The organism is Streptomyces sp. WAC06614, from assembly GCF_003949795.1.
In the GTDB taxonomy this organism is placed as follows: domain Bacteria; phylum Actinomycetota; class Actinomycetes; order Streptomycetales; family Streptomycetaceae; genus Streptomyces.
In genome coordinates this window covers 16607-27720 of record NZ_RPRY01000006.1, presented here as the reverse complement: position 1 = coordinate 27720, position 11114 = coordinate 16607, and the positions used below count along the sequence as shown (strand labels likewise).

Genomic DNA, 11114 nt, shown 5'->3' with positions numbered 1-11114 from the left:
CTGCAGCCTGTCACCACCTTGCCACGTCGTGTTTGCCCGGTCGGGTGGTGCGCGGCACTCGGCCCAACACGAGGCGACCCCGGCGCGGGGCGACGTCAGCGCAACGTCTAGAGTGGCGTGGTACGCGCAAGTCTTTACCGGGGATTTCAGGCCGCGGGAGCTTGCTGGATTCTCTCTCAGGGGTGTGCGTGACGGCCGTCGAATCCCGTCCAGCGGGGGTGCTTGGGACCGCCCCCGGTCACCGGCCGTTCGGGGCCCGGGTCATGGCTTTCGTGGCATTGACCAAGCCGCGGATCATCGAACTTCTGCTGATCACCACAGTGCCGGTCATGTTCCTCGCGCAGCAGGGCGTGCCGTCGATGTGGCTGGTCCTGGCCACCTGCACCGGCGGGTACCTGTCCGCGGGCGGCGCCAACGCGCTGAACATGTACATCGACCGCGACATCGACGCGCTGATGGACCGCACCTCGCAGCGCCCCCTGGTGACCGGCATGGTCAGCCCGCGCGAATGCCTCGCCTTCGGCATCACCCTCGGCGTGGTCTCCACGGTCTGGTTCGGACTGCTCGTCAACTGGCTGTCCGCCGCCCTCGCCCTCGGCGCGCTCCTCTTCTACGTCGTGGTCTACACGATGCTGCTGAAGCGGCGCACCACCCAGAACATCGTCTGGGGCGGCATCGCCGGCTGCATGCCGGTCCTCATCGGCTGGTCCTCGGTCAAGAACGAGATCTCCTGGGCCGCCGTCATCCTCTTCCTCGTCATCTTCTTCTGGACGCCGCCGCACTACTGGCCGCTGTCGATGAAGGTGAAGGACGACTACGCGCGGGTCGGCGTGCCGATGCTCCCGGTGGTGGCCGGCAACAAGGCCGTCGCCCGGCAGATCGTCCTCTACAGCTGGGTCATGGTCGGCGTCTCGCTGCTGCTCCAGCCGCTCGGCTACACCGGCTGGTTCTACACCGCGGTCGCGCTGGCCTCGGGCGGCTGGTGGCTGTGGGAGGCGCACGCGCTGCAGGCGCGGGCCAAGGCCGGGGTCACGGGCGCGAAGCTCAAGGAGATGCGCCTGTTCCACTGGTCCATCACCTATGTGTCGCTGCTGTTCGTGGCCGTGGCCGTGGATCCCTTCCTCCGCTGATTACTCGCCGGTAGCATCTGCCGTATGGCAGACACCAAGCAGGAGCGCAGCGCGGCGAAGCTCGCCAAGCAGATCGGCGCCTTCTCGAAGCAGCACGGCGGCGCCGAGGGGCAGCTCGCGTACATCGGCCAGGCGGGCACCCGGATCGTGCTCGTCGGCCCGGACGGTGGCTGGGGCGACCTGGTCGCCCCCACCCACGCGGTGGCGAAGCTGGCCGCGGAGAAGGCCGGGCTGACCCTCCACGAGGAGTTCGACGGCGACTTCGCCGCCCAGGTGCGCACGGGTCCGTACGAGTGGACGCGCATGGCCGGCATCCAGCTCGGCGGCACCCCGAACCCGCGGCCGGCGGCCGCGGTGGCGGAGCCGGAGCCCGAGCCCGCGGTGGTGGCGGAGCCCGAGCCCGAGCCGGAGCCGGAGGCCGCGAAGGCCGAGGCCGCGAAGCCGGAGCCGGCCAAGGCGGAGGTCAAGGAGCCCGAGGCCGCGAAGCCTGAGGCCGTGAAGGCGGAGCCGGCCAAGGCGGAGGTCAAGGAGCCCGAGGGCGCGAAGCCTGAGGCCGCGAAGCCGGAGGCCGTGAAGGCCGAGGAGCCTGCCAAGCCCGAGGCCGCGGAGCCCGCGAAGCCCGAGCCCGCGAAGGCCGAGGTCGAGGAGCCCGCAGCCGAGAAGGCGGAGCCGGCCGGGGAGGCCGAGAAGCCCGCCGAGGCCGCGAAGCCGGCGGAGGGTGAGAAGCCTGCCGGGACGGACCAGGCCTAGTCTGCGGCGGCTCCGCAGGGTGCCCGCTCGGTCAACTGCACGAGCAACACCTGACACCCCTGTCACCCGTTAGGACGTGTGGAAGCGCGCAAGCCCGCCCCACGTCCGCAACGGGATGACCGGATGATCGAAACGCCGCCCCTGGTGGACCAGTACTGCCATGGAGTGCTCCGGACGGAGCTGGGCCTCGGCACCTTCGAGGCCCAGCTGAGCCGGTCGGGCCGGCCGCCGGCCCCCGGCACCACCTTCTTCGACACCCAGACCGGCTTCGCCGTCCGACGCTGGTGTCCGCCGCTGCTCGGCCTGGAACCGCACTGCCCGCCCGCCCGCTACCTGGCCCGGCGCCGGGAGCTGGGCGTCCTGGAGACCGGCCGCCGGCTGCTGCGCGGCTCCGGGATCGCCACCTATCTGGTGGACACCGGCCTGCCCGGGGACCTGACCGGCCCCCGCGAGCTGGCGCTGGCCGGGGACGCCGAGGCCCATGAGATCGTCCGGCTGGAGACCCTGGCCGAGCAGGTCGCCGACACCTCCGGCACCTCCGCCGCGTTCCTCGTCAACCTGGCCGAGGCCCTGCACGCCGCCGCCGGGACGGCGGTCGCCTTCAGCTGCGGTACGGGCGCCGGGCACGGCACGGCCCTCGCCTTCGCCCCCGAGCCGCCCGGCCCGGACGAGGTGCGCGCGGCGGCCGGGCGCTGGCTGGCGCGCCGGACCCGGGGCGGGTCCGTACGGGATCCGGTCCTGCTGCGGCACCTGCTGTGGAGCGCGGTGGCCTCCGGGCTGCCGCTCCAGCTGCACGCCGGGGCCGGGGATCCGCGGGAGCGCATCGACCGGACCGATCCCACGCTGCTGACCGACTTCGTGCGGGCGACCGCCGGGCTCGGCACCGACCTGGTGCTGCTGCACGGGTACCCGTACCACCGGCACGCCGCCCATCTGGCGGCGGCCTTCCCCCACGTCCACGCCGACCTCGGCCCGGCCCTCGCGCACACCGGGGCCCGGGCCGCCGAGGTGCTGGCCGAACTGCTGGAGCTCGCCCCCTTCGGCAAGCTGCTGTTCTCCAGCGGCGGCCGGAACCTGCCCGAGCTGCACGTGGTCGGGGCACGGGTGTTCCGCGAGGCGCTGGGCCGGGTGCTGGGCGGTTGGGTGGGTGACGGGGCCTGGTCCCTGCGGGACGCCCAACGGGTCGCCGCCATGGTCGCGGCGGGCAACGCCCGGCGCGTCTACCGCCTGGCCACCGCCGTCCCGGCCTGACCGGCCCGACCGTTCCGACCGGCCGGGCCCGGGGACGTACCCGCGCCGCGGACCACGTCGCGGACTACGCCGCGGACAGCGCCGGGTCGGCCTGCGCCGGGATCTCGGGCCGGTCCACCGGCCGCTCGCGCAGGCTCAGCAGCAGCCGCAGCACCGCGATCCACACCAGGCAGGAGCCGAACATGTGGGCGGCGACGAGCACCTCGGGCAGCTCGGTGAAGAACTGCACGTAGCCGATGGCACCCTGGGCGAGCAGCACGACCAGCAGGTCCCGGGCGCGGGCCCGGGTGTCGTCGGGGGCGTCCACCACCCGCAGTACGAGCCACATCGCGAGGCCGAGCGCGCACACGACCCAGGCGGCGACCGCGTGCACGTGCGCGGTGGTCTCCCAGTCGAACGGCATCCGCGGGACGTCGCTGCTGTCGCCGGCGTGCGGACCGGAGCCGGTCACCACGGTGCCCGCCGCGATCAGGACCACGCTGGCGGCGACCAGGGCCCAGGAGAGCTTGCGCACCGGCTCGGGCACCCGCCGCTTGGGGGCGCCGTCGCCCTCGCGGCTGCGCTGCCAGGTGACCGTGGTGACCGTGATGAGGGCGGTGGCCAGCAGGAAGTGCCCGGCCACGCTCCACGGGTTGAGCCCCGTACGGACCGTGATGCCGCCGAGCACCGCGTTGCCGCAGACCACCCAGAACTGCGCCCAGCCGAGCTTCGTCAGCGAGCGGCGCCACGGCTTGGCGCACCGGGCGGCCAGGATGCACCAGCCGACGGCCGCGCTGACCACATAGGTCAGCATGCGGTTGCCGAACTCGATGGCGCCGTGGATGCCCTGGGCCTGCGTGGTGACCAGGCTGTCCTCGGTGCACTTGGGCCAGGTGTCGCAGCCGAGGCCGGATCCGGTCAGCCGGACCGCACCGCCGGTGACGACGATGACGACGGTCATGACCAGGGCGGCGAGTGCGGCGCGCTGGACGGTCCGGGGTGAGGGCGTCCAGCGGGCGGCAAGGTAGGCGAAGGGGTTGAACACGCCCCTATCGTAGGTGGCGCCTTGTGCAAAGTTTCACGAGGGGGTGCTCCCCGGTGTCGGGCCCGCCGCCTCGGGGCCCACGAGCTGGCGGAACCGGGCCGCGGCCGGGTCCGCTTCCTCCTGCCACCACACGTGCAGCCGCCAAGAGCCGCCCGGGCCGGGGCAGTCGGCGGACTCCATGAAGCCGCGCAGCAGTTCGCCCCCTACGTCCGCCGCTGTCCGGTTGCGCACCTCGGCGGCGCCGTGCCAGGGGTGCGGGCGGGGCTGCCAGAGTCCGTCCGGGCCGCGGACGTCGAACCGCCAGACCGCGAGCCACGGGGTGACGTCGAGCATGGTGTCCACGTCCTCCGGGTCCAGCCGGAGCAGCGCGGCCATGTCCCCCGGGGCCACCCCCTGGATCCGGGCGGCGACCACGGCCTGGGGGAGCAGCCGTTCGGGCAGCAGGCCGCCCACCCGCAGGTTGACCAGCGACTCGAACGACAGGTAGCGCAGCCGCAGCTGGAGCTGACGGCCGAGGTGGGCGAGGGCCTCCTCGGACTCCTGCAGGACCTGCGGGTCCTCGCTGGCCTGGAGCAGCCGGCGGAAGTCGCCCTCCGCGTCCACCGCCCAGGCCGTCGCCTGCTCCGCCTGGCCCAGCTCGGCGAGCCGGTCGCCGAGGAAGACCTTGGCCTGGGCGAGGCCGCGGTGGTTGGCGGGGTCGCTCTGGTCCAGGCCCGCCCAGATCTCGACCGCGGCGCGGGTGACGTCCCGGGCCCGTTCGCCGGCGGCCCGCTCCATGGGGCCCGGGCCCTCCTGGGCGGCCGGGCCCAGCGGGTGCCGGGGCAGCCGCCGCTCGTCGCTGAGCGGCCAGGCCAGCCACACCCCCTGGTTGATCAGGCCGCGGGCGTACCAGCGGGCGTACTCGGGCCGGTGCCCGGCGGCCTGCTGGGCGTGGTGCAGGGCCTCCTCGACGGCGGACAGCGCCCCGGCCCGGTCTCCCGCGGCGAACCGCCGGGCCGCCAGGTCGCCCAGCCGCAGTCCCAGCCGCGCGGCGAAGTCCGGGTCGGTCCGGGCCGGCTCCCGCAGCGCCGCGATCAGCTCGTCGAGCAGCCGTGCCGCCTCCTCCGGCGCCACGTGCCCGGCCCCCGCGCGGATCCTCGCCCACCTCTCGTCCAGCCGTAGAACGGCCTCACGCCCCGCCATGCCGCCCCCCGGCGTCACCCTCGTGTGGTCAGGCTTCCATCCTGACGCCGAAGGCGCGGCGGGCGGAAGGGATTCACTCCCAGCGGAAGAAGCGGGCGGCGGCGCCCAGCCCGGCCACCGTCCAGCCGGCCAGCACGGCCAGGTCCCGCAGGGGCAGCGCCGCGCCGTGCTGGAGCACCTCGCGCAGGCCGTGGGACAGGGCGGAGATCGGCAGCAGCTCCAGGGCCGCGCGGACCGCGTCGGGGAACTTCTCCAGCGGCACGATCACCCCGCCGCCGACCAGCAGCAGCAGGAACACCAGGTTGGCGGCGGCCAGCGTCACCTCGGCCTTGAGGGTGCCCGCCATCAGCAGCCCGAGCCCGGAGAAGGCGGCCGTGCCCAGCAGCAGCAGCGCGGCGACCGCGAGCGGGTTCCCCTGCGGGGACCAGCCCAGCGCCAGTGCGATCACCGTGAGCAGCGCCACCTGGAGCACCTCGGTGACCAGCACCGACAGGGTCTTGGCGGTCAGCAGCGCCCGGCGCGGCAGCGGCGAGGCGCCGAGCCGCTTGAGCACGCCGTAGCGGCGGTCGAAGCCGGTGGCGATGGCCTGGCCGGTGAAGGCGGTGGACAGCACGGCCAGCGCGAGCACGCCGGGAGCCAGGAAGTCCACGGACCTGCCCGCCCCGGTGTCCACGATGTCCACCGCCGAGAAGAGCACCAGCAGCAGCGCGGGGATGATCACGGTCAGCAGCAGCTGCTCCCCGTTGCGCAGCAGCATCCGGGTCTCCAGGGCCGTCTGCGCCGCGATCATGCGGGACACCGGGGCCGCGCCCGGCCGGGGGGTGAACGTACCGGCGCTCATCCGCGCAGCTCCTTGCCCGTGAGTTCGAGGAAGACGTCCTCCAGGGTGTGCCGCTCCACCGAGAGGCTGTCCGGCAGGACGCCGTGCTGGGCGCACCAGGAGGCGACGGTGGCCAGCATCTGCGGGTCGACGTCCCCGGTGACGCGGTACGCGCCCGGGGTCAGCTCGGCGGCCTGGGTGCCGTCGGGCAGGGCCTTGAGCAGGGAGGCGAGGTCGAGGCCGGGGCGGCCGGTGAAGCGCAGGGTGTTCTCGGCGCCGCCGCGGCAGAGCTGCTCGGGGCTGCCGTGGGCGATGACCTTGCCGGCGTCCACGACGGCGACCTCGTCGGCGAGCTGCTCGGCCTCGTCCATGTGGTGCGTGGTGAGGACGACGGTGACCCCGTCGGCGCGCAGCTCCCGGACCAGCTCCCAGGTGGCGCGGCGGGCCTGCGGGTCGAGCCCGGCCGTGGGCTCGTCCAGGAAGACCAGCTCGGGGCGGCCGACCACGGCCATGGCCAGGGAGAGCCGCTGCTGCTGGCCGCCGGAGAGCCGGCGGTAGGGGGTCCGGCCGCAGCTGCCGAGGCCGAGCCGCTCCACCAGCGGGTCGACGTCGAGCGGGTCGGCGTACAGGGAGGCCATGTGGCGCAGCATCTCGACGGCGCGGGCGCCGGAGTAGACGCCGCCGGACTGGAGCATCACCCCGACGCGGGGCCGCAGGGCGGAGGCGTCGGCGACGGGGTCGAGCCCGAGGACCCGGACGGTGCCGGCGTCGGGCCGGCGGTAGCCCTCGCAGGTCTCGACCGTGGTGGTCTTGCCCGCGCCGTTGGGTCCGAGGACCGCCGTCACCGCGGACCTCGGGACGACGAGGTCCAGGCCGTCCACCGCGGTCTTGGTGCCGTAGCGCTTCACCAGTCCGCGGATCTCCACGGCGGGGTCGTTGCTCATGCGGGTGAGTCTACGGAGCCGGGGAAGGGCGCCTTCGGCCCGGGGAAGGGATCGCCCCGGGGTCCCGGCGCGATCCCGGGGCCCTCCCGGCACCGCCCCTGGCCTGGGAGGACCGCGCAGCGCCGTCCGCGTCGTGACTCTGCGTCGACAGATTAGGTAACCCTTAGTGATGGAGGACACCGTGGGTGGCGTCCGTCACGGCTTGTCGGGGCTCGGCTAATTACGCAACAATGGCGTTGTGAAAAACGGCGAACGGCTGATCGAGACCCCCCAGGGGGAACTCGCGACCGGGGAGCGGTCCACCCGCAACCGGGTCGCGCGGTCGATCCTGGACCACGGTCCGTCCACCGTCGCCGATCTCGCCAAGCGTCTCGGCCTCACCCAGGCCGCCGTCCGCCGCCACCTCGACGCGCTCGTCGCCGACGACGTGGTCGCCCCGCGTGAGCAGCGCGTGTACGGAGCGCGCACCCGGGGCCGCCCCGCCAAGGTCTTCGCGCTCACCGACTGCGGCCGCGACGCCTTCGACCAGTCCTACGACTCGCTGGCCGTGGACGCCCTGAGCTGGATCGCGCAGTCCGCCGGCGGCGGCGAGCAGGGCGAGGCCGCGGTCGCGGCGTTCGCCCGGGCCCGGCTGGCCGGTCAGGCGGAGGTCTACCGCCGGGCGGTCGACGCGGCGGGCCCTGCGGAGCGCACCGAGGCCCTGGCCAAGGCGTTGACCGCGGACGGGTACGCTGCTACGGCGAAGAGCGCTCCCGGTCCGCACAGCGGAGAACAGCTCTGCCAGCACCACTGCCCGGTCGCCCACGTCGCCGAGCAGTTCCCGCAGCTGTGCGAGGCGGAGACCGAGGTCTTCTCCCGCCTGCTGGGGACCCATGTGCAGCGTCTCGCCACGATCGCCCACGGCGACGGGGTGTGCACGACGTTCATTCCGCGAAGCGCGGGCACAGCACAGACCGACACATCAGCATCTGCAAGCACGGCCGGGAGGAACCCCGCATGACCACGGAGACTGCTCACCCTGAGCTCGAGGGTCTGGGCAAGTACGAGTACGGCTGGGCCGACTCCGACGAGGCCGGGGCCGCGGCCAAGCGAGGCTTGAACGAGGACGTCGTCCGCGACATCTCCGCCAAGAAGAACGAGCCCGAGTGGATGCTGAAGCTCCGCCTCAAGGGCCTGAAGCTCTTCGACAAGAAGCCCATGCCGACCTGGGGCTCCGACCTCTCCGGCATCGACTTCGACAACATCAAGTACTTCGTGCGTTCCACCGAGAAGCAGGCCGCTTCCTGGGAGGAACTGCCCGAGGACATCAAGAACACCTACGACAAGCTCGGCATCCCGGAGGCGGAGAAGCAGCGCCTCGTCGCCGGTGTCGCGGCCCAGTACGAGTCCGAGGTCGTCTACCACCAGATCCGCGAGGACCTGGAGGAGCAGGGCGTCATCTTCGTCGACACCGACACCGCGCTCAAGGAGCACGAGGAGCTCTTCAAGGAGTACTTCGGCACCGTCATCCCGGTCGGCGACAACAAGTTCGCCTCGCTGAACACCGCCGTGTGGTCCGGTGGCTCGTTCATCTACGTGCCGAAGGGCGTGCACGTCGAGATCCCGCTCCAGGCCTACTTCCGGATCAACACCGAGAACATGGGCCAGTTCGAGCGGACGCTGATCATCGTCGACGAGGACGCCTACGTCCACTACGTCGAGGGCTGTACCGCCCCGATCTACTCCTCGGACTCGCTGCACAGCGCCGTGGTCGAGATCATCGTGAAGAAGGGCGGCCGCTGCCGCTACACGACCATCCAGAACTGGTCGAACAACGTCTACAACCTGGTCACCAAGCGCGCCGTGGCGTACGAGGGCGCGACCATGGAGTGGATCGACGGCAACATCGGTTCCAAGGTCACCATGAAGTACCCGGCCGTCTACCTGATGGGCGAGCACGCCAAGGGCGAGACCCTGTCCATCGCCTTCGCGGGCGAGGGCCAGCACCAGGACGCCGGCTCCAAGATGGTCCACATGGCGCCGAACACCTCTTCCAACATCGTCTCCAAGTCGGTGGCGCGGGGCGGCGGCCGTACCTCCTACCGCGGCCTGGTCGAGATCGGCGAGGGTGCCCCCGGCTCGAAGAGCAACGTGCTCTGCGACGCCCTGCTCGTGGACACGATCTCCCGCTCGGACACGTACCCGTACGTGGACGTCCGCGAGGACGACGTGACCATGGGCCACGAGGCCACCGTCTCCAAGGTCTCCGACGACCAGCTCTTCTACCTGATGCAGCGCGGCATGACCGAGTTCGAGGCCATGGCCATGATCGTGCGCGGCTTCGTCGAGCCCATCGCGAAGGAGCTGCCCATGGAGTACGCGCTGGAGCTCAACCGGCTGATCGAGCTGCAGATGGAGGGCGCGGTCGGCTAGTCCCGACCCCCCCGGGGGCCGGCCGTACGGTCCGGCCCCCGCTCCCCGCAGCACGCAAGGCCCCATCGACGCACGACGCAGGAAGAGAGCAAGACGACAGCCATGGCTGAGGCTCAGAACAACCCGGTGGGATCCACCACCGCCGGATCGATCGCGGTGGCCGCCGAGTCCACCGTCGCCACCCGGATGAGCGCGCCCCCGTCCTTCGACGTGGCCGACTTCCCCGTGCCGCACGGCCGGGAGGAGGAGTGGCGCTTCACTCCCCTGGAGCGGCTGCGCGGCCTCCACGACGGCACCGCGATCGCCAACGGCACGATGAAGGCCCAGATCGACGCTCCCGAGGGCGTCACGGTCGAGACCGTCGAGCGCGGCGACGCGCGCATCGGCAAGGCCGGCACCCCGGTCGACCGGATCGCCGCCCAGGCCTTCTCGTCGTTCGCCAAGGCCACGGTCGTCACCGTGCCCAAGGAGTCGGTCCTCACCGAGCCGGTGCGCGTCTCGCTGCACGGCGAGGGCGGCACCACCTTCGGGCACACCGTCTTCGACGTGCAGGCCTTCGCCGAGGCCGTCATCGTCATCGACCACACCGGTGACGGCGTCCGCGCCGCCAACGTCGACTTCCTCGTCGGCGACGGCGCCAAGGTGACCGTCGTCTCCATCCAGGACTGGGACGACACCGCCGTCCACTGCTCCCAGCACAACGCGCTGGTCGGCCGCGACGCGAGCTTCAAGTCGGTCGTCGTCACCTTCGGCGGCGACGTCGTCCGCCTGCACCCGCGCGTACGCTACGCCGGCCCCGGCGGCGAGGCCGAGCTGCTCGGCCTGTACTTCACCGACGCCGGCCAGCACCAGGAGCACCGCCTCCTGGTCACCCACGACGCCCCGCACTGCAAGTCCAACGTGGTCTACAAGGGCGCGCTGCAGGGCGAGGCCGCGCACGCGGTGTGGATCGGTGACGTCCTCATCGAGAAGACCGCCGAGGGCACCGACACCTACGAGATGAACCGCAACCTGGTCCTCACGGACGGCGCGCGGGTCGACTCGGTGCCGAACCTGGAGATCGAGACCGGCGAGATCGTCGGCGCCGGCCACGCCTCGGCGACCGGCCGCTTCGACGACGAGCAGCTGTTCTACCTCCAGGCCCGTGGCATCCCGGCCCACGAGGCCCGCCGCCTGGTCGTGCGCGGCTTCTTCGCCGAGCTCGTCCAGCAGATCGGTGTCGCCGACATCGAGGAGCGCCTGATCTCCAAGATCGAGGCAGAGCTCGAGGCGTCCGTCTGATGACCTACGTCAAGGCCTGCACGCTGAGCGAGCTGGAGGAGAACACCCCCAAGCGGGTGGAACTCGACGGCACGCCGGTGTCCGTCGTCTCCACCGAGGGGGAGGTGTTCGCGATCCACGACATCTGCTCGCACGCGAACGTCTCGCTCTCGGAGGGCGAGGTCGAAGACTGCATGATCGAGTGCTGGCTGCACGGCTCCAGCTTCGACCTGCGCACCGGCAAGCCGTCCGGCCTCCCCGCGACGCGCCCCGTCCCCGTATACCCCGTAAAGATCGAAGGGGACGACGTGCTCGTCTCCCTCACCCAGGAGTCCTGAGGC

10 protein-coding genes and 1 pseudogene are annotated in these 11114 nt (G+C 72.4%); 7 read left to right on the top strand and 4 right to left on the bottom strand.

Features of this window, described 5'->3' with window-relative positions; translation table 11 throughout:
- Positions 1-188: 188 nt before the first annotated feature.
- The 3 genes and pseudogenes from EF918_RS01655 (at position 189) to EF918_RS01645 (ending at position 3131) form a co-directional block, all read left to right on the top strand.
- Positions 189-1130, top strand: coding sequence for a heme o synthase (locus EF918_RS01655; RefSeq protein ID WP_125639361.1), 942 nt, complete (start codon positions 189-191; stop codon positions 1128-1130).
- Between the two features lie 24 nt (positions 1131-1154).
- A pseudogene (locus EF918_RS01650) lies at positions 1155-1457 on the top strand (hypothetical protein); the annotation flags it as partial.
- A 546-nt stretch (positions 1458-2003) separates the two neighbouring features.
- On the top strand, positions 2004-3131 hold the full coding sequence (locus EF918_RS01645; RefSeq protein ID WP_125639358.1) for an amidohydrolase family protein: 1128 nt from the start codon (positions 2004-2006) through the stop codon (positions 3129-3131).
- A 64-nt stretch (positions 3132-3195) separates the two neighbouring features.
- Here the strand turns inward: EF918_RS01645 and EF918_RS01640 are convergent, their stop codons facing one another.
- The 4 genes from EF918_RS01640 to EF918_RS01625 all read right to left on the bottom strand — a co-directional run bounded on the left by EF918_RS01640 (position 3196) and on the right by EF918_RS01625 (position 7101).
- Positions 3196-4155, bottom strand: coding sequence for a heme A synthase (locus EF918_RS01640; protein ID WP_125639355.1), 960 nt, complete (start codon positions 4153-4155; stop codon positions 3196-3198).
- A 33-nt stretch (positions 4156-4188) separates the two neighbouring features.
- Entirely contained in the window at positions 4189-5337 is a 1149-nt protein-coding gene (locus tag EF918_RS38935) for a hypothetical protein (RefSeq protein WP_125639352.1), read from the bottom strand.
- 73 nt (positions 5338-5410) lie between these two features.
- Complete coding sequence (locus tag EF918_RS01630) at positions 5411-6178, bottom strand: ABC transporter permease (protein WP_125639349.1); 768 nt, start codon at positions 6176-6178, stop codon at positions 5411-5413.
- Positions 6175-7101, bottom strand: a complete 927-nt coding sequence (locus EF918_RS01625) for an ABC transporter ATP-binding protein (protein ID WP_125639346.1) — start codon at positions 7099-7101, stop codon at positions 6175-6177. The genes EF918_RS01630 and EF918_RS01625 overlap by 4 nt, the downstream gene beginning before the upstream one ends.
- 238 nt (positions 7102-7339) lie before the next feature.
- On the opposite strand from EF918_RS01625, the gene EF918_RS01620 reads away from it, so the two are divergent.
- The 4 genes from EF918_RS01620 (at position 7340) to EF918_RS01605 (ending at position 11111) form a co-directional block, all read left to right on the top strand.
- Positions 7340-8101, top strand: coding sequence for a metalloregulator ArsR/SmtB family transcription factor (locus EF918_RS01620; protein WP_125639343.1), 762 nt, complete (start codon positions 7340-7342; stop codon positions 8099-8101).
- Positions 8098-9513 (top strand): Fe-S cluster assembly protein SufB, encoded by a 1416-nt coding sequence (gene sufB, locus EF918_RS01615; protein WP_125639341.1) that lies wholly within the window; start codon positions 8098-8100, stop codon positions 9511-9513. The genes EF918_RS01620 and sufB overlap by 4 nt, the downstream gene beginning before the upstream one ends.
- 102 nt (positions 9514-9615) lie before the next feature.
- Positions 9616-10794: a Fe-S cluster assembly protein SufD gene (gene sufD, locus EF918_RS01610; protein ID WP_125639336.1), complete on the top strand. Its 1179-nt coding sequence runs from the start codon at positions 9616-9618 to the stop codon at positions 10792-10794.
- Positions 10794-11111, top strand: coding sequence for a bifunctional 3-phenylpropionate/cinnamic acid dioxygenase ferredoxin subunit (locus EF918_RS01605; RefSeq protein ID WP_125639333.1), 318 nt, complete (start codon positions 10794-10796; stop codon positions 11109-11111). The genes sufD and EF918_RS01605 overlap by 1 nt, the downstream gene beginning before the upstream one ends.
- Positions 11112-11114 lie beyond the last annotated feature (3 nt).